General features: G+C 35.6%; 23 protein-coding genes. 16 read left to right on the top strand and 7 right to left on the bottom strand.

What is annotated here, in order from left to right; genetic code table 11:
• The first annotated feature begins 147 nt into the window (after positions 1-147).
• The 9 genes from WH267_RS22525 to WH267_RS22485 all read left to right on the top strand — a co-directional run bounded on the left by WH267_RS22525 (position 148) and on the right by WH267_RS22485 (position 12,596).
• Complete coding sequence (locus tag WH267_RS22525; RefSeq protein WP_340011130.1) at positions 148-879, top strand: hypothetical protein; 732 nt, start codon at positions 148-150, stop codon at positions 877-879.
• A gap of 27 nt (positions 880-906) precedes the next feature.
• The gene (locus tag WH267_RS22520) at positions 907-1,155 is read left to right on the top strand and encodes a hypothetical protein (protein ID WP_123317984.1); all 249 of its coding nucleotides are present in this window, start codon (positions 907-909) and stop codon (positions 1,153-1,155) included.
• A gap of 138 nt (positions 1,156-1,293) precedes the next feature.
• A complete protein-coding gene (locus WH267_RS22515; protein ID WP_340011128.1) occupies positions 1,294-3,222 on the top strand; it encodes an ABC-F family ATP-binding cassette domain-containing protein in 1,929 nt (642 codons plus the stop codon).
• Between the two features lie 147 nt (positions 3,223-3,369).
• Positions 3,370-3,723 carry a hypothetical protein gene (locus tag WH267_RS22510; protein WP_340011126.1) on the top strand — a complete coding sequence of 118 codons (354 nt, stop codon included), beginning with the start codon at positions 3,370-3,372 and terminating at the stop codon, positions 3,721-3,723.
• Between the two features lie 271 nt (positions 3,724-3,994).
• Positions 3,995-6,379 (top strand): TonB-dependent receptor, encoded by a 2,385-nt coding sequence (locus WH267_RS22505; protein ID WP_340011124.1) that lies wholly within the window; start codon positions 3,995-3,997, stop codon positions 6,377-6,379.
• A 20-nt stretch (positions 6,380-6,399) separates the two neighbouring features.
• Positions 6,400-6,954, top strand: a complete 555-nt coding sequence (locus tag WH267_RS22500; protein WP_115970067.1) for a hypothetical protein — start codon at positions 6,400-6,402, stop codon at positions 6,952-6,954.
• Positions 6,955-7,130: 176 nt separating this feature from the next.
• Positions 7,131-8,465 carry a trigger factor gene (locus tag WH267_RS22495; RefSeq protein WP_123317986.1) on the top strand — a complete coding sequence of 445 codons (1,335 nt, stop codon included), beginning with the start codon at positions 7,131-7,133 and terminating at the stop codon, positions 8,463-8,465.
• 207 nt (positions 8,466-8,672) lie between these two features.
• The gene (locus WH267_RS22490) at positions 8,673-9,359 is read left to right on the top strand and encodes a hypothetical protein (RefSeq protein ID WP_340011123.1); all 687 of its coding nucleotides are present in this window, start codon (positions 8,673-8,675) and stop codon (positions 9,357-9,359) included.
• A gap of 393 nt (positions 9,360-9,752) precedes the next feature.
• Positions 9,753-12,596, top strand: coding sequence for a M16 family metallopeptidase (locus tag WH267_RS22485; RefSeq protein ID WP_340011121.1), 2,844 nt, complete (start codon positions 9,753-9,755; stop codon positions 12,594-12,596).
• A gap of 80 nt (positions 12,597-12,676) precedes the next feature.
• On the opposite strand, the gene WH267_RS22480 is transcribed toward WH267_RS22485, so the two are convergent.
• Positions 12,677-13,261 (bottom strand): DUF3109 family protein, encoded by a 585-nt coding sequence (locus WH267_RS22480; RefSeq protein ID WP_340011120.1) that lies wholly within the window; start codon positions 13,259-13,261, stop codon positions 12,677-12,679.
• A 6-nt stretch (positions 13,262-13,267) separates the two neighbouring features.
• Positions 13,268-14,173, bottom strand: coding sequence for a DUF6427 family protein (locus WH267_RS22475; RefSeq protein ID WP_115970071.1), 906 nt, complete (start codon positions 14,171-14,173; stop codon positions 13,268-13,270).
• A gap of 42 nt (positions 14,174-14,215) precedes the next feature.
• Between WH267_RS22475 and WH267_RS22470 the strand changes: the two genes are divergently transcribed.
• Positions 14,216-14,449 (top strand): DUF6341 family protein, encoded by a 234-nt coding sequence (locus tag WH267_RS22470; RefSeq protein ID WP_115970072.1) that lies wholly within the window; start codon positions 14,216-14,218, stop codon positions 14,447-14,449.
• Between the two features lie 82 nt (positions 14,450-14,531).
• On the opposite strand, the gene WH267_RS22465 is transcribed toward WH267_RS22470, so the two are convergent.
• The 5 genes from WH267_RS22465 to WH267_RS22445 all read right to left on the bottom strand — a co-directional run bounded on the left by WH267_RS22465 (position 14,532) and on the right by WH267_RS22445 (position 17,651).
• Positions 14,532-14,969, bottom strand: coding sequence for a universal stress protein (locus WH267_RS22465; protein WP_115970073.1), 438 nt, complete (start codon positions 14,967-14,969; stop codon positions 14,532-14,534).
• A gap of 59 nt (positions 14,970-15,028) precedes the next feature.
• Positions 15,029-15,634 carry a fumarylacetoacetate hydrolase family protein gene (locus WH267_RS22460; RefSeq protein WP_340011119.1) on the bottom strand — a complete coding sequence of 202 codons (606 nt, stop codon included), beginning with the start codon at positions 15,632-15,634 and terminating at the stop codon, positions 15,029-15,031.
• 77 nt (positions 15,635-15,711) lie between these two features.
• Entirely contained in the window at positions 15,712-16,113 is a 402-nt protein-coding gene (locus WH267_RS22455) for a putative signal transducing protein (protein WP_115970075.1), read from the bottom strand.
• A 2-nt stretch (positions 16,114-16,115) separates the two neighbouring features.
• Positions 16,116-16,880, bottom strand: a complete 765-nt coding sequence (locus WH267_RS22450) for a 3'-5' exonuclease (protein WP_115970076.1) — start codon at positions 16,878-16,880, stop codon at positions 16,116-16,118.
• A gap of 57 nt (positions 16,881-16,937) precedes the next feature.
• Positions 16,938-17,651 carry a CDP-alcohol phosphatidyltransferase family protein gene (locus WH267_RS22445; RefSeq protein WP_115970077.1) on the bottom strand — a complete coding sequence of 238 codons (714 nt, stop codon included), beginning with the start codon at positions 17,649-17,651 and terminating at the stop codon, positions 16,938-16,940.
• Between the two features lie 89 nt (positions 17,652-17,740).
• Between WH267_RS22445 and WH267_RS22440 the strand changes: the two genes are divergently transcribed.
• From WH267_RS22440 to WH267_RS22415, 6 genes are all read left to right on the top strand, one after another.
• Positions 17,741-19,669 (top strand): LTA synthase family protein, encoded by a 1,929-nt coding sequence (locus WH267_RS22440; RefSeq protein ID WP_340011118.1) that lies wholly within the window; start codon positions 17,741-17,743, stop codon positions 19,667-19,669.
• A gap of 124 nt (positions 19,670-19,793) precedes the next feature.
• Positions 19,794-20,213 carry a DUF2147 domain-containing protein gene (locus WH267_RS22435; RefSeq protein ID WP_340011116.1) on the top strand — a complete coding sequence of 140 codons (420 nt, stop codon included), beginning with the start codon at positions 19,794-19,796 and terminating at the stop codon, positions 20,211-20,213.
• A gap of 294 nt (positions 20,214-20,507) precedes the next feature.
• Positions 20,508-21,488 (top strand): pyruvate dehydrogenase complex E1 component subunit beta, encoded by a 981-nt coding sequence (locus WH267_RS22430; RefSeq protein WP_115970080.1) that lies wholly within the window; start codon positions 20,508-20,510, stop codon positions 21,486-21,488.
• Between the two features lie 123 nt (positions 21,489-21,611).
• On the top strand, positions 21,612-23,603 hold the full coding sequence (locus WH267_RS22425; protein WP_115970081.1) for a KUP/HAK/KT family potassium transporter: 1,992 nt from the start codon (positions 21,612-21,614) through the stop codon (positions 23,601-23,603).
• A gap of 67 nt (positions 23,604-23,670) precedes the next feature.
• Positions 23,671-24,144: a Fur family transcriptional regulator gene (locus tag WH267_RS22420; RefSeq protein WP_027374694.1), complete on the top strand. Its 474-nt coding sequence runs from the start codon at positions 23,671-23,673 to the stop codon at positions 24,142-24,144.
• Between the two features lie 3 nt (positions 24,145-24,147).
• A complete protein-coding gene (locus WH267_RS22415; protein WP_340011113.1) occupies positions 24,148-25,890 on the top strand; it encodes an OstA-like protein in 1,743 nt (580 codons plus the stop codon).
• The last annotated feature ends 184 nt before the right edge of the window (positions 25,891-26,074 follow it).

Raw genomic sequence — 26,074 nt, 5'->3', positions numbered from 1 at the left:
TTGGTACATTATACTGTAGTTTTTGGATTCTCATTCCCGTTAATTTGAAATTGTTCATTTCAATAAGCTTTACAATAGAAATATGAACAAAGGCGTACTCTGAAAAGCCTGATCATAAAAAGAGTAAGAACACCAAAGATTAAAACAATGGAAAAGACACTCATGCAAAAACTAACACTGTTTTCAATGAATTTTGATTTTAGTACGGGGCAACAAAAAGAAATACTGAATGATCTCCAGAGAAATAATTATAAACTGGTAGGATATAAAGGAGCCACTGGTAACAACCAGATCACTGTGGGAGTACCCACCTGGTTTATTATACCCTATGGAACTCTTTTTGGGGAAGTTGAAATAGATTATGAACCTAAATATAAAGTATATGTTTTCAATAAATCAAATATTGATATCAATACAAGGATTACCATGCAGGCACTTTCAGATGAAATCCCTTTAGGGACAAAGGTAGAATTTAATCAGGATGGTTCTTTTCGTACAAGTCCTGGAGGCTCAGAAGGAGTAATCATTGTACAAAATAACAGGCCAGCAGGTACGTCTCCCTTAACTGTAGGGCTTGCTGCAAAAGTAGATCTCCAATACCTACCCTTCTGTGCATTTACATGTGCTCCACAACAGACTGTAAGTATGAAACCTAGTGAAAGAGTAGCTTTAGTTGCATCTCAAACAAATGCTACTCCCGGATCAATGGCCAATCAGATCAATAATCCAGGTTGTAGCTTTATGTTTAGTGCTGAGAATACAATATTTGATCTACAGATGATCCCGGCAACTTACGGTATTGAAAATATTCCAGGAAAAGCTCCTGTAGAAACTATTTCTCCGGGGTCGTCATTGGTGAAAATTCTCAATACTTTCTAAAAATAATTAAAAAAGAAAAATATTGATATGACAGTTTCGGAATGGCTTGATAAAGCAAAACAGCTTTTAAATATTTGTAATTACGAGATTAGTGTTAGAAACGGGAATAAAATAATGATAAATACCCATATGATAACATTAACAGAATTGGAAGATGAAATACATTATCGCCACGGAATTGCTCCGGTTAGTTATAAGGAAGCTTCAGATATCCTTAGCAATATGATTGGATTGGTTCTGTCAGGACAGAAAACACCGCCACTTATTCCGGGATAAATCTTGTTCAGAAATCAATTTATGATAAAGTAAAAGTTGCCTGTTTGGGGGCAGCTTTTTTTATTTCTGGGCTATTCATTTCTTTTTCCGTATTTTTGCCCCCGAAAATTCATTATTCATTACTAATTATCAATTAAAATGCTTTCGGTTCAAAGTTTAGGATTACATCATTCGGGAAATTATTTATTTCAAAACGTAAATTTCACCATTAAAAAGGATGATAAAGTAGGACTTGTAGGTAAAAATGGAGCGGGAAAATCCACTTTATTGAAAATGCTGTCCAAAGAAATTAATTTCTACGAAGGAGAAGTTGTAACAGAAGGAAGCATTACCATTGGTTTCCTGAAGCAAGATCTTGATTTCGTAAAAGGAAGAACAGTTTGGGATGAAACAATGCAGGCTTTCGAGCAAATCAATGCTTGGAAAAATGAGCTTGAAGAGGTTAATCACCAAATGGCTACAAGAACAGACTACGAAAGTGATTCTTACACGGATTTGATTAATAAAATGACCGAGTTGAATGACCTTTTAATGAACCATGATGCCTACAATCTTGAAGGTGATATGGAAAAAGTGTTGTTTGGTTTAGGATTTAAAGCCGATGATTTCCAAAAAATTACTGATGAATTTTCCGGAGGATGGAGAATGAGAATTGAATTGGCAAAACTGCTTCTTCAAAAGAATGACATTATGCTTCTCGATGAGCCTACCAACCACCTGGATATGGAATCCATCATCTGGCTGGAAAACTTCTTAAAAGATTATCCGGGAGCAATTGTTCTGGTAAGTCACGATAAGCAGTTCATGACCGCTGTTTGTAACCGTACTTTTGATATCAACAATAAGAAGGTTGATGATTATAAAGCCAACTATACCAAATATCTTGTGATGCGTGAAGACCGCCGTGAAAAACTGATTCAGGCTAAAAAGAATCAGGATGCGGAGATCAAACAAATGGAAGATAATATTAATAAGTTCCGTGCAAGTGCTACCAAAGCATCTTTCGCTCAGTCGCTTATTAAGAAACTGGATAAAATAGAACGTATTGAAGTTGATAATGAAGACGTTTCAAAATTCAATATCCGTTTCGTACAGTCTATGGTTCCTGGAAAAGTGATTTTCGAAGCAGAAACCCTTGGAAAAGCTTATGGTCAGAAACAGATTTTTGACGATGTAGATTTTATCGTTCAGAGAGGAGACAGAATTGCACTATTAGGGCAAAACGGACAGGGAAAAACGACATTAGCTAAAATTTTAGCAGGAGATATCAAAGATTATTCAGGAGTCTGGAACCTTGGGCACAATGTAAACATCGGATACTTTGCTCAGAACCAGGAAGAGGTTTTAACACCGAACAAAACGGTTCTTGAAGAAGCAGAAGACGCTGCTACAGAAGAAACCAGACCAAGAGTAAGAGACTTGTTAGGATCTTTCCTGTTCCAGGGAGATGCCGTTTCCAAGAAAACAAAAGTACTTTCCGGAGGGGAAAGAAACCGTCTGGCACTTTGTAAACTGTTGCTTCGTCCTTTCAATACGTTGATTATGGATGAACCTACCAACCACTTGGATATTCAGTCTAAAGAAATCATTAAGCTGGCTTTACAGAATTTTGAAGGTACATTGATCGTAATTTCTCACGACAGGGAATTCCTTCAGGGACTTTGTGATAAAATCTATGAATTCCGTGACGGAAAGATGAAAGAATTCCTTGGGGATATCAATGAATATCTTGAGTACAGACAAAAGGAAACCATCAGAGAGATTTCTGCAGAAAAAGCAAAACTTCATAGTGATGTGAAGGAAGAACCTAAGAAAGTGGAAGAAAAACCTGTTGTTAGCAACAGCCAGGCATCTAATATTGTCAGCAAAGAACAAAAAAATATTCAGAATAAAATCAAAAAGGTAGAAGAAAAAATTTCTGAGCTTGAAGCTAAAGTAGAGGAAATGGAAGCTTCTTTCGCTAAAGAAAACCCATCAGATGAAACTTTAGAAAAATACAATAAAGCTAAAGAAGAGTTGGATAACGCTCTGCAGGAATGGGAATATTTAGGAACCCAACTTGATTAATCAATAATACAAAAGCTTCATAATTTACTTTATGAAGCTTTTTTTTGTAACAAATTATAATCCTTTTCTACTTATCAATAATGAATCGTAAAAGTAATTTAATAGAAGTTTAGGCTGAAAATTAAATTATTTTCATAATTTTGACCCATGATTAAAGAAAGCAGAAACTTAAAAGTATTTATCTCCAGACTATTGTTTGGAGTATACTTCATTGCGCTGCTTTCTCAGAGCTTTCACCATCATGAATCTGTAGATTATTTTAAGGCGTTTAATCTTAAAAAAATCGAAAATTCTATAACGAAAGCCATTACTAAAGAGAAAGCAGGTGACTGTCTGGCCTGCCACTTTTTGGTGACCGGACACACATTAGCTCCTGAAGAATTCAGCTTTAGCTTCGAGCATTACACGCACGAAGTAAAGCAGATTATCGCGATTCAGGAAAAAATCTGGTCTCAGACCAAATTTACCTTTCAGCTTCGGGGACCGCCCACAATTTCCTAATCAATACATTCTTATTGGGTTTTTGGCTCTATACTGTAGAGTTGAATGTTCAAGGTTTGAAGTTTAATGTTTAAAGTTGTTGAAAAACAGCTGTAGTTCGTTATAGATAAGTACTTGTGACTTATTTCTGTAATCTTACATTTTGGCTTCTTATCATTAATTCATTTTACGTGATACATCATGCATTGTATCATGAACCTAAACCCATTCAATAAATTTTAACGAAAATGTACCCCTCATTAAAAGGGTACATCAATCAATCTATTTTACAATGAAATTGATATATTGCCTGTTGCTGATCTTTTGTGGATCGGTATTTACGAGTGCACAGAAAACGTATACTGTACAAGGAACGGTTCAGGATTTTCATGATAAAACTATGCTGGAAAATGCAGTGGTGAAAATTGGGAACCTTACAGCAAAAACAGATAAAAAAGGTGCATTTTCCTTTGATAAAGTCCCTGCAGGGAAGTATACACTCATTGCAAAACATCCTGATTGCAATGATTATACTGAAAATATAGGAGTTGATCAGGACCTTCATCTTACCATTATTTTAGAACATCACTCGGGTGATATAGAAACCATTACATTACATGGAAGCCATAAAAATAAAGGTTCTGTAGTAATGAAAACGCTGGATAAAGCCGAAATTGAAAGGAACTCTACAGAAAATCTGGGGAATATTCTTTCGAGAATTTCAGGAGTTTCAGCGTTGAAAACAGGAAATAATATTACCAAACCTGTGATTCATGGCCTCTATGGAAGCCGTATTTCTATCATGAATAATGGAGTGAAGCTCGCAGAACAGGAATGGGGAGCAGAACATGCACCCAATGTGGATGTGAATGACTTTGAACATATAGATGTCATCAAAGGAGCATCCGCTTTGAAATATGGAAATGACGGAGTGGCAGGAGTTGTTCTTTTAGAACCTGCAATCCCGCCAAAGAAGGATACGATCATGGGAAATGTGAAACTTTCGGGAATTTCCAATGGAAAAGGAGGCGAAATTTCTGCCAACGTGCTTAAATCCTGGGAAAACGAATGGTTTGTAAAAGCAGGAGGAAGTTATAAGAAGCTGGGAGATTTATACATTCCGCATCATACGCTTCAAAATACCGGAGCAGAGACGAATTCTTTTAATTTTTCATTCGGGAATCATGGTTTTATGCAGGGATTTGATGTTTCCTATAGCGGGACCAACCAGGATTTTGGAATTTATAGAGGTGCACACCTTGGAAATGGGTATGATATCTATAAAGCAATGACGTTGGGACAACCTTATTTTCTGGATGATTTTGGCTATAATATTGGATATCCGAAACAGACTGTGGAACATCATATTGCGAAGATTTCTGCTTATAAACGTTTTGCTGATTTTGGTAAAATTACTTTTCAATATAGCTTTCAATTGAACAGACGTAAGGAATATGATATCAGAAAAGGAGACCTGAAAGATACTCCTTCTATGGATTTAAGACTGATTACGCACTCCGCAAGTCTTATTCATCTTATAGAGCGTTCAAAATGGAGTCTGGAAAGTGGAATTTCAGCAGGTTTTCAGGATAATTATCCTAACCCGGCGACAGAAGTAAGACGTCTGATTCCCGATTATTACCGCTATGATGCAGGAGCATTTTCTGTTTTTAAATACCGTTTTACTCCAAAACTGAATGCAGAAGCCGGAGTAAGATACGATTTCAGCAGATATGATTCCTATAAATATTATGATACTAAAGAATGGAACGATAAGTATGCAAACGTTTTTCCGCAATTTTATGTGAAAGAAAGTGGAAGCAGAACACTGTCTCGACCAATTATTGACAATCATAACTTCTCAGCGAATGTAGGGTTGAATTATAATCCTTCTAAAAACTTTGATATCAGATTTAATTTCTCAAGAATGAGCAGAACACCAAACCCGGCAGAATTATTTGCTGATGGGCTTCATCATTCTGCGGCCATTATTGAAAAAGGAGATTTAAGAATTAAAAAAGAGGAAATTTATAATGCCAATCTCTCATTAACAGGTCGTTTCAATGTTTTGAAAGGCTTGCAGGTAGAAGCAAATCCATATATTATTTTCTCTGATAGTTTCATTAATCAAATGCCGGTGGAAATCCAGAATACAAGCAGAGGAACCTTTGCCGTTTGGGCTTATCAGCAGGTAAAAGCCAGAATGTACGGAATAGATGCTGATGCACAGCTTAATATTCTGGATAATCTGAAATGGACAACCAGCTTCAGTGCACTGAGAGGAGATGATTTGACTAACAATGAACCTCTTATTCTCATGATGCCTATGAATCTTAGAAATTCATTGGAATTGAAACTGAACAAACCAACCAATTTCTATATCAGACTGGAAAACGAAAATGTATTTAAACAAAATCGTTTCCCTATCAGAGATCAGTCTGTACAGTTTATTGAGGATGGAGAAATGGTAACTAAAATAATAGATTACAGTACTCCTCCTGCCGGATTTTCGATATTTCACGCATCTATTGGTGCAGATCTATTCAAAAACATGAATCTGAATTTCAGAATCAACAATATTTTTAACAAAGAGTACAAGGAGTATCTTAACCGATTGAGATATTATATGCCGGAACCGGGAAGAAACTTTGTGGTTACTCTTAAATACAATTTTTAACTCTTAAAATTTAAATTACAATGAAAAAATTATTCAACATATCACTTTTATTATTCGCTGCTGTTTTATTGTTTTCCTGCCGTGACGGGAATAATGATATTCCTGAAGATATTCATGAGCATGAAGAGGTGGGGCAGGTGATTGTGACAGCTATTAATAAAGCTGATGGAGCCAAGCAGACTGTAACCGTTACTAACGGCCAGACAAAAGACCACTTTCATCTTACTCAGGGAGCAACATATGCTATAGATGTTAATTTCCAGATTAAACACGGAGATCATTACCATGATGCAGAAGAAATTATAGAAGAAAAAGATATGCACTTTGTTACTTACAAATTCTCTGGAGCAGATATCAAAGTAAAAAGAACGGCTGATGATGTGGTAAGAACTGATGGTAAGAAATTGGGACTTAAAACTGAATGGACTGTAGCTACGGCTGCAGCAGGTAAAGCAAACATTACTCTTGTACACGGAGCAACAGCCGTGAATGACAACTCGCCTTCAGCAGATAACCAGCAGGGAAGTACTGTAGGAGGGGAAAGTGATGTAGATATCTTTATTGATTTTCATTAATTAAGAAGTAAGCTCTTCAAAGAAAAAGGGCATACATATCGTCATATTAATTTGGGAGAACCACTGATTTTTTCAGTGGTTTTTTTATTTAACAATATTTGGCTGTATTAGTTGATTTTAAATGAGTGATTTTCATAAAAAATTCATATTTTTGCAACCTAAAATTTTAATCGATAATGAAGGTTACCGCACAAAACCATGATGATGTAAGTGCATTACTTACTGTAACATTGGAGAAATCTGACTACAAAGAAAAAGTAGAAAAGCAATTGATTAATTATGCTAAAAATGCGCAAGTTCCTGGATTCAGAAAAGGAAAAGTGCCTTTGAGTATGGTTAAAAAACAATATGAAGCAGGAATTGCATTTGAAGAAATCAACAGACAGGTTTCTGATGCATTGAACAGCTATGTTAACGAAAACAAGTTAAGATTAGTTGGTCAGCCTATTCCTCAGCCTGTAAACGAATTAGATTACAATGCTGATCAGGTAACAGTTGCTTTCGAAGTAGGATATGAGCCTGCATTCACTATAGATTTAGCTAAATATGAAGCGCCTCACTACAAAGTAGAAGCTTCTGACAAAGAAATCAGCAAGAGTATTGAAAACATGCAGAAGCGTTTCGCTGAGCAGGTTCCTCAAGATAAAATCACTAAAGATTCTTACATCGCTTTAGAAGTTTCTCAGGTTGTAGAAGAAGATGCTGAAGGAGAACACCACCACCACCCAAAGAACGTTACCATTACAGGTGAAAACAAAGAAGCTTTCAAATTAGTAAAAGCTTTAAAAATGGATGGATCTGTAAAAGTAACTAAAGAAACTCTTGCAGGTGATGAAGAATTAGCTAAAGAATTAGGATTCAGCAAAGAAGAAGTAGAGCACCTACACCACAATGAAGTTGAAGTTAAAGTAAAAGACTTCTATTCATTAGACTTAGCTGAGCTTAACCAGGAGTTATTCGACAAAGTATATGGAGAAGGAAACATCACATCTGAAGACGAGCTTAAAGACAAAGTTAAGACTGAATTAGACGAGTATTTCCAACAAAATGCTGACGTTCACTTCGTGAATAAAGTATTGGAGCAGGTTACTGAAAAAGAAGAAGTAGCACTTCCTGAAACTTTCTTAGTAAAATGGTTAATATTCTCTAACCAGAATATCCAGTCTGAAGAGCAGGCAAAAGAAATTCTTGAAAACGAGAAAAACCAGTTGAGATACCAGATCATCGAAGGTAAATTGATGACTGATAACGAAATCAACCTTGACTATGCTGATGTATTGGCACAAGCTGAGCAATTAGTGAAAAACCAATTGGCTATCTACGGAATCCACCACTTAGGAGATGAAGAGATCCAAAAATATGCTGTTGAAATGTTGAAAGATCAGGAGCAGGTAAGACAAATCTCTTCTGAAGTAGCGATGGCTAAATTAAAAGATGTAATTCTTGAAAAAGCTAGCAAAAAAGAAACTAAAATTTCTCACGACGAATTTTTAGAAGAGCTTAAAAAATAATTATATTCAGATATAAATATTTCAAAACCGTCAATTTTTTGACGGTTTTTTTATTTTCGACCTTTCCTGTTCTCTTTATATTCTTTACCTCAGGCTTCTGAACTAACTATTTATCTTTATATTTCTTCATTACTGATTACTCATGACCCATAATGTATTCATGTCCGTCAATATTCCTATATTTACATCATAAACTTATTACATATTATGAAAAAGATCATCATTCCATTTTTCTGTGCCGTACTTTTCTCTGTTCCGGCAGCAGCTCAGAAGAAAGATGCCGCTTCTGTAAAAACAGAGGCTGTAAAATCTACAACAACGGCTAAAGAAGTTCTGGATAATTACTTTAAGGCATTAGGAGGAAAAGAAAAATTAGAAGGGGTAAAAACTCTTTATATGGAAAATACTATGTCTGCTCAGGGAATGGAAATTACTATGACTACCAAAAAAATGGGAAACAAATTCAAGTCTGTACAGTCGCTTATGGGACAGCAGATGGTCCAGTTTTTTGATGGAGAAAAAGGATATTTTGACCAGATGGGAAGCAAAACTGCAATTCCTGCAGATAAAGTAGCAGAACTGAAAAAAGCAAAACCAGTGGATGCATTAGCATTTGACGGAGCTACTTTTCAAAATGTTGCAGTAGAAAAACTGGATGGTAAAGACTATAATGTATTGTCTTCCGATAAAGGAAAATTTTATTTTGATACTGCTACAGGACTTTTATATAAAACGATTGCCGGAGAAGGAAATGTAACGATAAAAAGTTATATGACAGTAGACGGATTGCAATTCCCTGCTGATGTAGATGCAGAAGGAGGAGGTCAGAAAGTGAATATTAAAACCACTAAGATTACAATTAATTCCGGAGTAACGGATGCAGATTTTAAATAATAAATTACTTTTTAAGTGATCAAAACCGGGAATTCCCGGTTTTTTAGGCTAAAAGTGCTATTGCTGAATTTCAGAAATCAGGATTGCGATTTAAATTTTTTAATCAAAATTAAAAAACCATTGTAAAATACAATGGTTTTTTTGGTTTGGATGAATAATATAATGATAGATTACCTTAATTTCAGGATAAATGAAGTAAATGGTATTATTTTTAATTAGTCTATTTTAATTAATTGATGAATGTTTTTAATTAAAAACTGTTTTAAATAATATAAAAGACATTGTATATTTTCATTTTGTAATATTTAAATTTTTTAACTCGAATTTAACCCAGTAGTAAAAGGCGAATTGCAGAGAGAATCGATATTTTTGAGGCGTCAAAAAATAATGCAGATGAAAAAAATATTATCTTCGTTTTCAGTCATCTTCCTGATGTCTATCAATGTCTATGGACAAAACATCCCTGTGGATCCGTCCCTAAGAATCGGTACTCTTTCCAATGGAATGAAGTACTACATTAAAAAGAATGTTTTACCAGAAAAAAAAGTAGAGTTCCGTCTGGCAATCAATGCCGGATCTATTCTTGAAGACGAAAATCAGAGAGGATTGGCGCACTTCATGGAGCACATGAATTTCAACGGGACTAAAAATTTTCCGGACAATAAGTTAGTAGACTTTTTGCAATCTATCGGAGTAAAATTTGGGCAACACCTTAATGCTTATACCGGCTTTGATGAAACCGTTTATATGCTTCCTGTCCCATTGGATAAACCAGGAAATCTGGATGCTGGTCTGAAAGTAATAGAAGACTGGGCATTTAACGCAACGCTTTCTGATGAACAAATCAATAAAGAAAGAGGAGTGGTACTGGAAGAATTAAGATTAGGTCTTGGACCGGATAAGAGAATGATGGATAAATATCTTCCAAAACTTTTATACAAATCACAGTATGCAGAAAGACTTCCAATCGGTAAAAAAGAAGTCCTGGAAAATTTCGAACCAGATCTTATCCGAAAATTTTATCAGGATTGGTACAGACCCGATCTGATGGCAATTGTAGTAGTAGGAGATATCAATGTAGATGAAATAGAAAAAAAAATAAAGACTAATTTCAGTAAATATAAAAACCCTTCAAACCCCAGAGAAAGAAAATCTTTTGATCTTCCGGGGCATAAAGAAGCGCTGGTAGCCATCGAGACAGATCCTGATGCTACAGGTTCCGGAGTGCAGTTCATTATCAAAGATTCTGAAATGTACCAACCGGATGTAACAGTTCAGCAGTATGATCAAAGTATTGTAGAAGGTCTTGTAAATATTATGCTGAACAGCAGATTGGCAGAATTGGTTAACTCTGCGACCCCACCTTTTACTTATGGTTCGGTTTACCATGGAGGAACTTATGCAAGAAGCAAAGAAGCATTTCAGGGATCAGCAGCTACAAAAGACGGTGATCAGCTGAATGCGCTGAAAGTTCTTTTGGAAGAAGTGGAAAGAGCCAAAAGATTCGGATTTACCCAATCTGAACTGGACAGAGCAAAAGACCAGATGCTTTCCTCTTATGAATGGGCTTACAACAACAAAGACAAAAACCAAAGTGGTGAGCTTATAGATGGTTTTGTGAACCATTTCCTGAGACAGGAACCAATACCTGGAATTACCTGGGGATACGAGCATATTAAAGAAGTTCTTCCAACCATAGCTCTGGAACAGACAAATAGAATTATCAAAAAGCTTGTAAAGGATGACAGCAGGGTAATCGTGATTACAGGGCCAGAAAAGGAAAATATTGCCATGCCAACAGAGGTTATGGTCCTGAACACATTTGATGCCGTAAAAATGGCTGATCTTAAACCTTATGAAGAAAAAACAAAAACGGAGAGCTTAGTAAAGCCTTTTAAATCAGAAGGGAAAATTACTAAAGTAGAAGCGGACAACAAATTAGGAACTACCACCTGGACTTTGAACAACGGAGCTAAAGTGACTTTCAAAAAAACAGATTTTAAAGATGATGAGATTGTTTTTGCAGGAATAAGCCTGGGAGGAGTGTCTGTCATTCCGGATGCCGATTACAATAAAACAAAATTCGCATTTGATGCTTTGCTGGAAGCTGGATTAGGCGGGCTTTCAAAGACAGATCTTACACACTATCTTGCAGGAAAACAGATGAGTGCAAGCTCTTATGTAGGTGGACTTACAGATGGTATTTCAGGAACAAGTTCGAAAAAAGATCTGAAGACAGCTATGGAGCTGATCTATGCTTGCTTTACAGACTTAAATTATAACCCTGAAGCATTCAACACTTATAAAATAAAGAAATCCGCAATGCTGACGAATGTGGATTCAGATCCGCAATACTACTTTTCTAATGAATACTCTAAATTTATCAATCAGAAAAATCCAAGATTTACCGGACTTGAGCCTACCGAAAAAGATTGGGTGAATACAGATTATAAGAAAGCCTACGATATCTACAAACAGAAATTTGCCAATGCTGGTAATTTTCACTTCTATTTTGTGGGGAATATAGATGAAGGGCAGCTTAAAAATGAAGTCCTGCAGTATATTGCTTCACTTCCTGCAACAGGAAAATCATCAACATTTAAAGATACAGGTTACAGACCTGTGAAAGGAGGATATACAAAGGTTTATAAAAAAGGAAAAGAGCCGAAGAGTCTTGTAACAATTTCTTACAGTGGAGAAGCTCCTTATAATGAGAAGGAAGCTATGGCACTTTCAGCTCTTGGAGAAGTAGCTACGATTAAAGTTCTTGAAAAACTAAGAGAAGACGAAAGCGGTATTTACGGCGGAGGTGCAAGTGGAAGCTTCAGTAAAATCCCGTACAGTGCTTATGATTTTAGTGTTAATTTCCCTTGTGGTCCTGAAAATGCAGATAGGCTTACAAAAAGTGCAATGGCCGAATTACAAAAATTTATAGATAAAGGTCCTGAGCAAAAAGATCTGGATAAATATAAAGAAGGTGAATACAACGAATATAAAACAAGCCTTAAAGACAATGGATTCTGGTTACAGGGAATTGCCCAAAATCAATTGGACGGAAGTGATAAATACGATATTCTGAATTATCCGGATAAAGTAAAAGCACTTACTGTAAAAGACCTTCAGGATGTTGCTAAAAAATACCTTACAAAAGAAAAAAGTGTAGCAATACTAATGCCGGAAGATGGTTGGGAAAAGGCTAAAAAAGATGAAACCAAGAAAGCAGAAACAGTGCACTAATTCATTTTTATTTACAGGAAGAAATAAGAAAACCGCAGATCTCTCTGCGGTTTTTATTATTGTATTCAAATATGGATCGGTTAAGAACCATATTCCTTCTTCCATTCGTCAGCAGCTCCGCTCAGAACTGTGTAGAATTCTTCACCATACTTTCTGATCAATGGGGTCTTCAGGAATTTATAAACAGGAACCTGAAGCTCTTTTCCAAGCGTACAGGCGTCGCTGCATACATTCCATTCATGATAATTTAGAGCAGTGAATGCAGAGTATTCTGTAACCCGGATAGGGTAAAGGTGGCATGAAATAGGTTTTTGCCAGTCTACTGCTCCATCTTCGTACGCTTTTTCAATACCACATTTAGTGATTCCTTTATCATCAAAAGTTACATAAGCACATTCACGGTTTTCCACCATGGGAGTAACATACATTCCGTCGTGCGGATCAGTAGTCCATGTACCTTGCTCTTCAAGGGCTTTGATGCCTTCCTGAGTAAGATAAGGTTTGATTTTGTCAAAAATACCGTCCAGTATTTCAAGCTCACCTTTGTCCAATGGAGCTCCTACATCACCTTCCACACAACATGCACCCTTGCATTTGCTAAGGTTGCACACAAATTCTTCGGAAAAGATTTCCTCAGAAATCAATTTATCGTCTATCTGAATCATAATTTTCTAAAATAAATCAAAAACTGTACCTGCTTTAAAGGTAAGTAAACTCAAAATAATAAGCCATAAGCTCACCTCCTGCATCCAGTATTTCGGTAAAAATCTCATCATCCTGCTCAGAATAATGCTTGACGGAAATGCCAGCAACAGTAAATATTCATAGCTTTTATTCATATATAAGATGATGGTGACAAGTTGAGCGAGGGAAAAAACCAGCAGAAAAGTATATTTATATCTGCTTATCGGACTTTTCTTATTATAATTTTGAAAATGGTCATATACTGCATAAATAAGCATTATGGCAACCGGAATCAAAGGCAATAATTCCATATAATCTGTTACCGGCTTCATCTTTCCAAACGGAAAATAATCAATATTCCATGAAGTGAACTGCACAAAGTACATCACCGAAAAATAACTGAATGCAATCAGAATAACCCCTAAAAGGAATCTGAACAGATTTAAACCTACTTTGGCAGAGGTAGCTACCACGTGAATAATAACAAAAACAGCCATTGGCCAGGTGGTGGGCAGGAAAATGAAATTCAGTGCAACAATGGCACCTACCAATACATATGATTTCTTCCTTATATCTTCATCAGCACTTGTTAAGAGCAAGATCAGGAATGAATTGGTAAGCAGCGAAACTGCAATTCCTATGTCTAAATTACCCGGGTACAGGCCAAAAATAAAAAATGTATATAAGAATAAGGGAAGATGGGTCTGATAATTAAGAGCAATACTGTGAAAACAAAAATATCCCAAGGCAATTCCTAAAAATGTAATTCCGGCTATAATTGCTTCATAAGTGTTGAAATTCAATATGTTAAATATTACAACGACTAAAAGAAGACAACCAATATAAACAGGAATTGAAAAAATATTGCTTTCTTTTGAAAGTAATTTAAACATTTTTTATAAATTTGTACAAAGTTAATTTAAAAAAGGAAAATAATGACGTCTTTCTTTCTATTCTTAAGCAAAGTTTTCAAATCGAGTTTCGCATTCTTTGATACTTTCGGAAATGTTTTAAACTGGATTTTATTTACAGTTTGCTGTGTATTATTCATTTACTGGTGTTACGTATTGGTTGTAACATTAGGTGGTGACAAAGATAAAGACTATTATTCTCCAACGGAAGGTAAGCACCCTTACTACGATCCGAATATCTACAAAAAAGAAGGTTAATTAATTGGTTATATAGTAAAAAACCGATCAAATAATTTATTTGATCGGTTTTTTTATACTAACGATTAAAATTTTCTTTTACTTAGTCGTGGATCGGAAGTACCAAAACCGGAACATTTGAACTTTTTGTGAGTCCTTTGGTAAGACTTCCTACAAATACATCATAGATTCCGCTTCTTCCATGTGATCCCATTACAATATAATCTGCATTTTTTTCTTTGGCATATTCGAGGATAATATCTTTTGCCAGCCCTTGTTTTAAAAGGTGCTCACAATCGATATCATGGGCAATGATTCTTTGTTCTATTTTATTAAGCTGAACCAGCTCTTCCCTGATTTCGTTTGCTTCCACTTCCGGAAAATATTGAAATCCCATATCTCCAATGGCAAAGCCGATATCTGATGGAGCAACATGGATCAGGTAAATTCTACCATTAAGTTGTTTTGCAAATTTTATGGCACCGTCCACCAATTGGTCAGTTTTGTCCCCAAAATCTACGGGTAAAATAATATTTATCATAACCTTTCATTTTGTTATCTAAAGATATGAAAAATTTACCAAACTTTTATGTTAAATACTTACAATATTCTGATATCAAGGATTTTTTCTTCACCCAGGTAAGCTTCCAGAATATCATTTTCATCTACTTTTCCAACTCCTTTCGGGGTCCCTGTGTAGATAAGGTCACCTACTCTTAAAGTAAAATATTGAGAGACAAAAGCAATGATGTCATCAAAATGGAAGAGCATATCCTTTGTGTTTCCATCCTGAACTTTGTCTTTATTTTTTAGCAATGAAAAAGAAAGATCATTGAGATTAAAATCGTCTTTTTTGAAGAAGTTTCCTACTACTGCGGAACCATCAAATCCTTTAGCAAGCTCCCATGGAAGCCCTTTGGATTTTAATTCACTCTGAAGATCTCTGGCTGTAAAATCAATTCCTAAGCTAAGTTCTTCATAATGTTTGTGAGCCGTTTCCTTCTGAATGTATTTTCCTCCTTTAGATACTTTTATCACTACTTCAAGCTCATAGTGGATATGATTGGAGAATTCAGGGATATAAAAATCATTTCCCTTTAAAACGGCTGTATCCGGCTTCATGAAAATAACAGGATTCTCCGGAATTTCGTTTCCTAATTCTTTAGCGTGTTCGCTGTAGTTTCTTCCAATGCAAATGATTTTCATAATTCTTTATTTATTTCAGACTGCGTCATGCAAAGAACGAAGCAATCTTTTTATTAATGTAAATATTTATCTTGTACTTATTCATGGGTAAATTCATTGCCACAATAATAACACACAAACTTATGGCTCGTCAGAAAAGAAATTCCGAAAAAGCTGGTCGCCCTGTCATCTCTGTAAATATGATTGGAGCCACATTTAGGACATACAAAATCAAATTCCGGGTTTTCAATAGTGTGTTCTACCTCCAATGAATATTGCTCATTGTCTTTATAGTCCTGAAGAACCTTACCTGCTTTTTCCAGATCTTCTTCAAAAACCTGAAGCTGGATTCCTCCTACAGCCTGAGAAAGCAGCCAATCCGACTGGATAAGCTGTTCATTCGCAATGAAACTATTGATTCCGTTTTCAGCCAGAATCTGTTTGTCCCTGTTAGCTTCAAGGGCAGTTTCATAAAATTTAAAGCGAACCAGATCAGACATATTTAAAATTTGCTTGAAAGTTGAATTTTTGTGAAAACTTTCTTGGTGTACAATGGAAAGTCAGCATTCTGCAGCCATCCGAAATATCCAAGATCCTTCTGGAAGACAGCTTTTACTCCCTGTCCCTTATATTTTCCGAAGTTGAAAACTTCTTCCTGTTTATCATTATAACCTATGAATCCTGCAAGATCGGCATTCTTATTATGGAATGTAAACTCGCTTAATGGCGCTATTTCATTTGGTATATCGTCATATTTTCCAACCTGAGCGTCCAAAACTTCAAAAGTAGCCCATACATCAGCTTCTGCAGAGTGGGCATTTTCTAAAGTTTTTCCACAATAGAACTGATAGGCAGCTCCAAGGTTTCTAGGTTCTTTTTTATGGAAAATAGTCTGTGCATCTACCAGTCTGAATTTGCTAAGGTCAAAATCCATTCCCACTCTTAGCAATTCTTCAGCTAGAAGAGGAACATCAAACCTGTTGGAATTGAATCCGCCAAGATCAGTGCCGGTAATCATTTCCATCACTTTAGAAGCAATGTCTCTGAATGTTGGAGCATCTTTTACATCCTCATCATAGATTCCGTGAATCTCACTGCTTTCTTTTGGAATCAGCATTTCAGGATTCACACGCCATGTTTTGCTTTCTCTGGAAGCATCAGGATTTACTTTTAAAATACAGATTTCAACAATTCTGTCTTTTCCGATGTTGGTTCCTGTAGTTTCCAGGTCAAAAATACAAAGTGGTTTATGGAGTTTTAAATTCATGTTAATCAATAATAATTTGAATATGTATTTATTTAAAAATAAAAGGTTATTTGGCTTCTATTTTAATTGTCTTTGAAAAATAAGCGATACCAATATATAATAGATGACCAGCATTGGAATTCCTACAATCTGGAAGATCACAAGAATCGCAATTCCACCCAGCAATAATACTACTTTTGGATAGTTGTCCTTTAGAGTTTTGGACTTAAACTTCATTGCCATCATTTTGATAGGACTGATCAGAAGCCATGAAGTAAGGAACGAAAGGATGATAAGAAGTAATGCATTGTCAAACAGGAAACTGAAAGTCCCGGTTTCTTTAAAAGCATAATACAAACCGAACAAGAGAACAGTATTGGTAGGTGTATTTAAACCTTTGAAATAATATCTCTGTTCCTCATCCAGATTGAAAATAGCAAGCCTTAAACAAGAGAAAACGGTTACTACTAATCCTATATATTTAATTTCAAAAGGAAAATGTATTCCAAGAAGTTCTGCTCCAAATGGTTCAAGAGCTTTATACATTGTTAATCCAGGAATAACCCCAAAACTCACCATATCGGCAAGAGAGTCGAGTTGAAGTCCCAGGTTGGAGTTTGATTTTACGGCTCTGGCTACAAATCCGTCAAAGAAATCGAAAATAGAGGAGAGGATAAGGCATATTGCCGTGGTTTGATAGTCTCCTAAAATAAGATGTATTGCACCCACGCAGCCTGCAAACAGATTAGCCAGGGTCAAGGCATTAGCCAGATTATTCTTTATAAAATCCATAAGTACAAAATTACAGTTTTTAAAAATTCTAACTCAAAATAATATGCACTAAAAAACGCCATAAAGTGATTTTGATGTAAATTTGTCCCATGAAATTTTTAAAAGGATTTAGAAAACAGGAAGTTCTGGCACTGCTTTACAGAATTTTTTTAGCCTATGTTTTTTATCAGATCGCAAGACTTTTATTCTGGTACTTTAATAAAGACCTCATTAAGGTAGACTCTGTTTCAGAGTATCTTAAACTGGCATATCACGGTACAGCCTTCGATACCACAGCTATTTTGTATGTGAATGCCTTATTTATACTGTTAAGTCTCCTTCCATTAGTCATCAATACAAAGAAAGGATTTCAGAAACTCCTTTTCTGGGTTTATTTTCTGACGAACGGAGTAGCATATGGAATGAATTTCGGAGACTTTATTTATTATAAATTTTCCCAGTCGAGACTTACTTCAGCAGTGTTTCAGGTAGCCGAGCATGAGTCTAATGTTTCACAGACCCTGATGATTTCTGTTCAGCAGCATCCTTTTGTTCTGATCTGGTTTATTATTTTAATGGGATTGTGGGTTTTCCTTTATAAAAAAGTGAAGGTTGATGAAACAAAACCTACTCAATTGCTTCCATACTTCTTGTCTTCTATAGTTACTTTGTGTATCACAGTTGTTTTAGTGGTAGGCGGAATCAGAGGAGATTTCAAACACAGTACAAGACCTATCAATATGGTGGATGCTACCCGTTTTGTAACCAATCCATTGCAGGGAAATGTGGTACTGAACAGTACATTTTCATTTTTCAGGACTTTAAATACCAACAATTTTAAGGAGGTTCATTTTGTAGATGAAAAATATATAAAAGACCATGTCCAGCCTTATAAACAATATGACAGAAAGATAGAAAACCGTCCCAATATTGTTATTTTCATTGTAGAATCGTTTGGCAGAGAATACTCAGGAGCTTTTAATAAAGATAAAAATATAAAAGACTACATTTCTTATACTCCGTTTATGGATAGTCTGGCAGCTCAGAGTCTTATTTTTCCAAATAGCTTTGCGAACGGGAGACAGTCTATTCATGGTATGAGTAGTGTATTGGCGGGAATTCCGAGTCTTACTGATGCTTTTACAGGATCTCCATATTCTAATCAGAAAATACAGTCTATTGTTTCTGTATGTAATGATCTGGGATACGACACTTCTTTTTATCATGGTGCTCCTAATGGTTCTATGGGATTCCTAGGATTTGGGAACATTTTAGGATTTAAACACTATTTTGGCAAAACAGAATATAACCACGATGAAGATTTTGATGGAATGTGGGCGATCTGGGATGAACCATTTCTTCAGTATTTTGCTAAAAATGTAGGAAAGAAGCAGCCTTTTATGACCACTGTGTTTACGGCGTCTTCTCACCATCCATTCAAAATTCCGGAAAAATATCAAGGGAAATTCAAAAAAGGAAAAATAGAAATGCATGAACCTATACAATATACGGATTATGCCATTAAAGAATATTTTGAAACGGCTAAAAAGCAACCATGGTTCCATAATACGATTTTCGTTTTTACGGGAGACCATACGAATCAGATCTATTATCCGGAGTATGAAAAAGCGATGAACCGTTTCGCTGTTCCGTTGGTATTCTATTCTCCAAATCCAGACTATCAGCTTAAAGGTGAAAATACTGAGATAGCTCAGCAAATAGATATTTATCCAACATTAGCAGACCTGATTGGCTACAATAAACCAATCAGAAGCTGGGGGAGAAGTCTGGTAAGTGATAAAAAATATCCAGGTATTATGGTGAATTCGGATGGAAACAACGAACAATTCATCATCGGAAATTATATTTACCGTTTTGATGGCAAGGATATTGTGGGTGTATATGATAAAACAGACCTTGCTCTTGAAAAGAACCTGATTGGCCAGCTAAAAACACCTGAAGTAGAACAAGGAAAACAAACAGCAAAAGCGTGGTATCAGGATTATATGGACAGAGTGATTAATAGAAAGCTGAATTAGATAAATTCATTTACCAGGTCTTTTATGCTTTGTATAATAAAAGTTTTTGTTCGTTAAGAATTAATTTATATTTTTATCAATACATAGAAAAGTATATTGTATTAAAATTAAAACTATAAGAAATATGAAAAAAATAATGTTCACGTTCGCGCTTTCTTTATTTGGTGTGATGACATTCGCACAGATAGAAGGAAAGTGGAAGACGATAGACGATGAAACCAAACAGGCTAAATCTATTGTAGAGATTTTCAAGAAGTCAGACGGAAAGTATTACGGAAAAGTTTCTCAGTTATTGATAAAACCGGCTGAGCCTAACTGTACCGCTTGTAAAGATGACAGAAAAGGAAAACCAATTGTAGGACTGGAAATCATCAGAGGATTAAAAAAAGAAGGTGATGAATTTACAGGAGGTAATATCACAGACCCTAAAACGGGAAAAACTTACAAATGTACCATTACAAAGAGCGGAGATAAGCTTAATGTAAGAGGGTATTTAGGATTATCATTATTAGGAAGAACCCAGGTTTGGGAGAAAGCTAATTAATATAAGTTTAAATAGAATTTTAAAATGGCATTTCAGAAATGGAATGTCATTTTTTAGTATACCCGGAAAAATCTCTTATCCCTGGAACGTTTTGAGATGAAGGTGTCGGGAATTATTAAAAATTAATTTCTAATTGTTCTCTCAGGCTTCAATAGCTTTCAGGGTCCTTCTTTTCAGAAATCTCTGAGTTTAAATTATTCTTAATATTAAGAAACTTCCTTCAAATGAGATGCCTTTTTATTATGTGTATAATAAAAAAACACTATTTTTGTAGTCTAAATTTTTCGAATAAATATGGCAGAATATACTTTTCGTGAGGTAATTGCACAGGCAATGAGCGAGGAAATGCGTAAAGACGAATCCATCTTTTTAATGGGGGAGGAAGTTGCAGAATACAATGGTGCATACAAAGCTTCAAAAGGAATGCTGGATGAGTTTGGTCCTAAAAGAGTAATCGATACCCCAATTGCAGAACTTGGTTTTACAGGAATTGCTGTTGGAGCTGCAATGAATGGTAACAGACCAATTGTAGAGTATATGACATTCAATTTCTCATTAGTAGGAATTGATCAGATTATTAATAATGCTGCAAAAATCCGTCAGATGAGCGGTGGACAGTGGAACTGCCCAATTGTTTTCCGTGGACCTACAGCTTCTGCAGGGCAATTAGGAGCTACGCACTCTCAGGCTTTTGAAAACTGGTTTGCAAACATTCCTGGCCTTAAAGTAGTGGTTCCTTCAAATCCTTATGATGCGAAAGGATTGTTGAAAACTGCAATTCAGGATAATGATCCGGTTATTTTCATGGAATCTGAGCAGATGTATGGAGATAAAATGGAAATTCCTGAAGAAGAATACTACTTACCATTAGGAAAAGCAGATATAAAGAGAGAAGGTAAGGATGTTACTTTAGTTTCTTTCGGTAAGATCATGAAATTAGCGATGCAGGCAGCTGAAGATATGGAGAAAGAAGGAATCTCTGTTGAGGTTATCGATCTTAGAACTGTTCGTCCTCTTGATTTTGACACTATTTTAGAATCTGTAAAGAAAACAAACAGATTGGTGATTTTAGAAGAAGCTTGGCCATTTGCGTCTATATCTTCTGAAATTACTTATATGGTACAGCAAAAAGCATTTGATTATTTAGATGCTCCAATCAAGAGAATTACGACTCCTGATGCACCTGCACCTTATTCTGCTGCATTATTTGCAGAGTGGTTCCCTAAACTTGAAAAAGTAAAAGAGGAAATCAAAAAAGCGATGTACGTAAAATAATGATAGATTATAGAGAAAAACTTCCGAAAGGAAGTTTTTTCATTTATTATATTCATGAAGAAAAGTTCTTGGGGTCATAAAATTGATATAAATTTGCGCTTTTAAAAAAATAAATTGGCTGATATGGCAGAAGTTACAGAAGGCGGTCATCACTTTGACTTAAAGAAGCTTTCATTTGTAGGCGTTATCGTTTCTCTCGGGATCGTTTTCGGAGATATAGGTACGTCACCGCTTTACGTAATGAAAGCGATTGTGAACGCAAGAAAAGACGGCGCTACCATGCCATTTGATGAATACATTGAAGGAGCATTATCCTGTATCATCTGGACATTGACGCTTCAGACTACCCTGAAATATGTGATTATTGCTTTAAGAGCAGATAACAAGGGTGAAGGTGGAATTCTTGCACTGTATTCACTAGTAAAAAAACTCAAGAAAAAATGGCTGTACGTAGTCGCCATTATTGGAGCATCCACGCTCGTCGCAGATAGTGTAATCACTCCCTCCTTAACGGTGATGTCTGCAATTGAGGGATTAAAAATCTACAATCCAGAAACTCCAGTAGTCCTCATTACTTTAGTCATCTTATTCATAATTTTTGTTGTACAGCAGTTTGGAACCGCATCTATTGGTAAATTCTTTGGACCAGTGATGGTGACGTGGTTCCTGGTATTAGGAATTTCGGGATCAATGCATATTTTTGACCACATTGAAATCTTAAGAGCTTTCAATCCGATCTATGCCTATAATCTCATTACACATTCATCCAGTGCCATTGTCATTATGGGAGCCGTATTCCTGTGTACAACAGGAGCGGAAGCTTTATATTCAGACTTAGGACACTGTGGGGCAAAGAATATCAGAATCAGTTGGATTTTTGTTAAGCTTATGCTTATCCTGAACTATTTAGGACAGGGGTCTTGGTTATTGGATAATTATCATCAGGTACACAACGGAGTAAATCCTTTCTTTGGAATCATGCCGGAATGGGCTGTTTTACCAAGTGTAATTCTGGCAACTGCAGCGGCAATTATTGCCAGTCAGGCGGTAATTACCGGTTCATTTACCATGTTCTCAGAAGCAATGTCTATTTCTTTCTGGCCTAATCAGCATATTGAATACCCTTCAGGAGTTAAAGGACAGATGTATATCCCAAGAATTAACTGGGGGTTGATGGCTTTCTGTTTTGTAGTGGTTATATTCTTCCAGAAATCAGAAAGTATGGAAGCAGCCTATGGGCTTACAATCACCATTACGATGCTGATGACAACAATCCTTCTTTTATTCTGGCTGAGCCGTACAAGGGTCAATAAAGTTTTTATTGCCGGTTTTGCGGTTGTATATCTTTTCCTGGAATCGGGATTCTTCTATGCCAATGTAATCAAGTTTGTAGACGGAGGTTGGTTAACAATGGTATTAGGTGGATTTATTGCCGTATGTATGTACGCATGGTATAACGGAAGATTAATTAAAGCTAATTTTATCCAATATGTGAAAATAGAAAAATATGTTTCTATTCTTAAGGATATGAAACTGGATGAAACCATTCCGAAATATGCCACCAATTTAGCTTATCTGAGCCGCGCTAAAAGAAATGATGAAGTGGAATCCAAAATTATCTATTCCATCATCAAAAAACAGCCGAAAAGAGCAGATCATTACTTTATTTTAAGTATTGTTAACCAGGAAGATCCATATACATTCAAATACACAGTAGATGAAATTCTGCCTGGAACCGTTTATAAGATCAATTTCCTTTTAGGATTTAAAGTAGACCGAAGAATTAATGATTATTTCAATATGGTGCTTAAAGATTTAATGGCTGAAGGAACCATCCCTTCAAGAAGCAGTCATCCATCTTTAAGAGCTCATAATATACCGCCAGATCTGAAGTATGTTATCATTGATAACACCTATATCAACGATATACTTTTAACTGTTAAACAGAAGATTACCCTTAATATTTACAACTTTGTGAAGTATATAGGAAGTGATGACTTTAAGGCCTGGGGAGTATCTTCGCATAACGTAGAAGTGGAGTCTGCCCCTATTACAGAACTTACTGTTTATGATAATAAAATTGAACAGTCTGGGTACTTCCGTCACAACTCTTAATCCCCGGAATATTTAACCATACTATCTATTTAAATAAAATTCAATAAATTTGTAGATAATTTTTTTAATGGATACAGTACAAAAAGAAAAAAATATAGCTTTGATCAAGGATGTTTTAAGAAACTACTTATTAGAAAAAGGGTTCAGAAACACGCCTGAAAGATATACGATATTAGAAGAAATTTATAATATGGATCATCACTTTAATGTTGATGATCTGTATCTTCTGATGATGCAGAAGAAATACCATGTTTCTAAAGCTACCATCTACAATACTATTGAGATTTTCCTTGATGCAGGTTTAATCCGTAAGCATCAGTTTGGAGAAAAAACCCTTACCTCTTCATCTTATGAAAAGTCTTATTTTGACAAGCAGCATGACCATCTGGTAATCTACAAAAAAGACTCTGATAAAGAAATTGAAGAAATTATTGAGTTCTGTGACCCAAGAATTCAAGGAATCAAAGAAGCCATTGAAGAAGCATTTGGCGTAAAAATTGATTCTCATTCGCTATATTTCTATGGCACTAAGAATGACTAATTAATGAGAATAATCCTTTTTCTGTTTATCTTTATTTCTACGTTCAGTTTGGCGCAGGACAAGACGCCTGTGAAGCGAGATCCCTATTTACAGACTCCTTCACCTGCAAAACCACAGCCCCTGAAACCTGAAGATAAAATAAAACTTATCAACGCAGATAAAATTATTAAAGATCCCACAAAATATGATGGTAATCAATACTTTGTAGGAAATGTTCAGATAGAACAAAAGGGATCTATACTTACCGCAGATGAAGTTGTTCTTTATAGTGAAGAAAACTTTGCCAAAGCAATTGGAAATACAAAACTTCAGAATGCAGATGGCTCTGTGATTACAGCAGGAGAAATGGAATATGATGGGAATACCCAAAAAGGTGTTGCCCGGAAAAATGTTGTCTTAACAGATCCCAAGCAGACTATTAAAACTGATATTCTGTATTATGATAAACTTTCTAGTCAGGCTTATTTTAATACGGGAGGTACTATTTCTGATAGTCAGGGGAATATAATGTATACTAAGTCTGCAACCTATTTTCTCGATACCAAAATGATTGATTTTGTTGGAAATGTGAAAATAGACAATGCCCAATACATTATTGAAGGAGTTAATATCAAGCAGAATCAGAATACCAAAGTAGCCGAATTTTTTGGACCTACTACCATCACCAACAGAGCTAATCCTAAAAACAGGGTTTATACAGAAAGAGGAACCTATAGGATGGAAACCAAAGAAGCTTTCCTGAATAAGAATTCCAAGATCTTTTATAATGACAAAATCCTTACCGGTGATGATATGTATTTCAACCAGATCACAGGTTTTGGAAAAGCGACTGGAAATGTAAAGCTTGATGATCCGAAAGAAAGGAGATATATGAAAGGAGGATATGGTGAAATCTTTGAGAAAAAAGATTCTTCCATGATGACTAAAAATCCTTATGCTGTCAAAATCATGGAAAAAGACACCGCGTATTTTGCAGCAGAGAAGATTATATCTTACCAGAAACAGGATTCTTTAGATATCAGAATAAAGAAGAGCTTTTTAAGAGCTTACAAAAAGGCTAGAATATACAAATCCAATGCACAGGGAAGGGCTGATTCCATTGCGTTTAATGAGACGGATGGTATCTTACATATGTATACAAAACCTATTTTATGGAGTGGGGAGAAACAGGTAACAGGAGATAAGGTTGAAGCCTATTTCAATACCCAGAATGAAAATATAGACTCTTTAAAAGTAACTGGAAATGCTTTAGCGATCAGCAAAGTAGATTCCTTAACCCTGAAAGATGAATTCAACCAGGTGAAAGGTAAATTTATGACGGTTTACTATCAGGGGAATGATATTAAAGAGGCAAGGGTAGTAGGAAATGCCCAGTCTATTGCTTATGTAGATGATGTAAACAAAGAAACTCAAAAGCCTGAAAGAATTGGAATCACACTTTCGGCCTGTGGTATTATTGGTGCTTTATTTGAGGAAAGAACTTTGCAGATTATTTCCTGCAGTATTGGGGCTACAGCAGATACCTATCCGATGAGTAAAATAGAACCTGTAAGAAGGAAGTTCCCCGATTTTAACTGGAATACAAAAGACCGGATCAGGAAATGGCAGGATATACTGGTAGACAGCCCGAATTATGAAGAAATCAAGTATTCTTCAGATAATGAGCTGTACGATCAGGCACAGGATGCTATAGAGAAAGAACGGGCCAAAGAAGAGGCTAAGAAACCGAAAAGAGTTAGAAAATAACATAAAATGAACCGCTTTATTGTAAAGCGGTTTTTTTATTTATAATGGTTAATTTGATGTTTTTTTGAAGAATAAAAATTATAAATAAAGGTTTTGAAATTTTGTTCAGCTAGGTTTTGGTTAAACAAAGACTCAGTTTTTTGATGATTATGAATATTTAAATAAAATAAGTATAATTTTATAT

The organism is Chryseobacterium sp. MYb328, assembly GCF_037572595.1.
Taxonomy (GTDB): Bacteria; Bacteroidota; Bacteroidia; order Flavobacteriales; family Weeksellaceae; genus Chryseobacterium; species Chryseobacterium pennae.
The sequence above is the reverse complement of the archived record's forward strand: the minus strand, read 5'-3'. Positions and strand labels throughout refer to the sequence as shown.

Coding starts and splice junctions, on each gene's coding strand:
- WH267_RS22440 (WP_340011118.1), top strand. CDS start 17,741: ATGAAATTTTTAAAAGGATTTAGAAAACAGGAAGTTCTGGCACTGCTT.
- WH267_RS22500 (WP_115970067.1), top strand. CDS start 6,400: ATGAAAAAATTATTCAACATATCACTTTTATTATTCGCTGCTGTTTTA.
- WH267_RS22485 (WP_340011121.1), top strand. CDS start 9,753: ATGAAAAAAATATTATCTTCGTTTTCAGTCATCTTCCTGATGTCTATC.
- WH267_RS22415 (WP_340011113.1), top strand. CDS start 24,148: ATGAGAATAATCCTTTTTCTGTTTATCTTTATTTCTACGTTCAGTTTG.
- WH267_RS22425 (WP_115970081.1), top strand. CDS start 21,612: ATGGCAGAAGTTACAGAAGGCGGTCATCACTTTGACTTAAAGAAGCTT.
- WH267_RS22515 (WP_340011128.1), top strand. CDS start 1,294: ATGCTTTCGGTTCAAAGTTTAGGATTACATCATTCGGGAAATTATTTA.
- WH267_RS22475 (WP_115970071.1), bottom strand. CDS start 14,173: ATGTTTAAATTACTTTCAAAAGAAAGCAATATTTTTTCAATTCCTGTT.
- WH267_RS22445 (WP_115970077.1), bottom strand. CDS start 17,651: ATGGATTTTATAAAGAATAATCTGGCTAATGCCTTGACCCTGGCTAAT.
- WH267_RS22480 (WP_340011120.1), bottom strand. CDS start 13,261: ATGATTCAGATAGACGATAAATTGATTTCTGAGGAAATCTTTTCCGAA.
- WH267_RS22495 (WP_123317986.1), top strand. CDS start 7,131: ATGAAGGTTACCGCACAAAACCATGATGATGTAAGTGCATTACTTACT.
- WH267_RS22430 (WP_115970080.1), top strand. CDS start 20,508: ATGGCAGAATATACTTTTCGTGAGGTAATTGCACAGGCAATGAGCGAG.
- WH267_RS22450 (WP_115970076.1), bottom strand. CDS start 16,880: ATGAATTTAAAACTCCATAAACCACTTTGTATTTTTGACCTGGAAACT.
- WH267_RS22435 (WP_340011116.1), top strand. CDS start 19,794: ATGAAAAAAATAATGTTCACGTTCGCGCTTTCTTTATTTGGTGTGATG.
- WH267_RS22490 (WP_340011123.1), top strand. CDS start 8,673: ATGAAAAAGATCATCATTCCATTTTTCTGTGCCGTACTTTTCTCTGTT.
- WH267_RS22525 (WP_340011130.1), top strand. CDS start 148: ATGGAAAAGACACTCATGCAAAAACTAACACTGTTTTCAATGAATTTT.
- WH267_RS22465 (WP_115970073.1), bottom strand. CDS start 14,969: ATGATAAATATTATTTTACCCGTAGATTTTGGGGACAAAACTGACCAA.
- WH267_RS22505 (WP_340011124.1), top strand. CDS start 3,995: ATGAAATTGATATATTGCCTGTTGCTGATCTTTTGTGGATCGGTATTT.
- WH267_RS22470 (WP_115970072.1), top strand. CDS start 14,216: ATGACGTCTTTCTTTCTATTCTTAAGCAAAGTTTTCAAATCGAGTTTC.
- WH267_RS22520 (WP_123317984.1), top strand. CDS start 907: ATGACAGTTTCGGAATGGCTTGATAAAGCAAAACAGCTTTTAAATATT.
- WH267_RS22510 (WP_340011126.1), top strand. CDS start 3,370: ATGATTAAAGAAAGCAGAAACTTAAAAGTATTTATCTCCAGACTATTG.
- WH267_RS22460 (WP_340011119.1), bottom strand. CDS start 15,634: ATGAAAATCATTTGCATTGGAAGAAACTACAGCGAACACGCTAAAGAA.
- WH267_RS22420 (WP_027374694.1), top strand. CDS start 23,671: ATGGATACAGTACAAAAAGAAAAAAATATAGCTTTGATCAAGGATGTT.
- WH267_RS22455 (WP_115970075.1), bottom strand. CDS start 16,113: ATGTCTGATCTGGTTCGCTTTAAATTTTATGAAACTGCCCTTGAAGCT.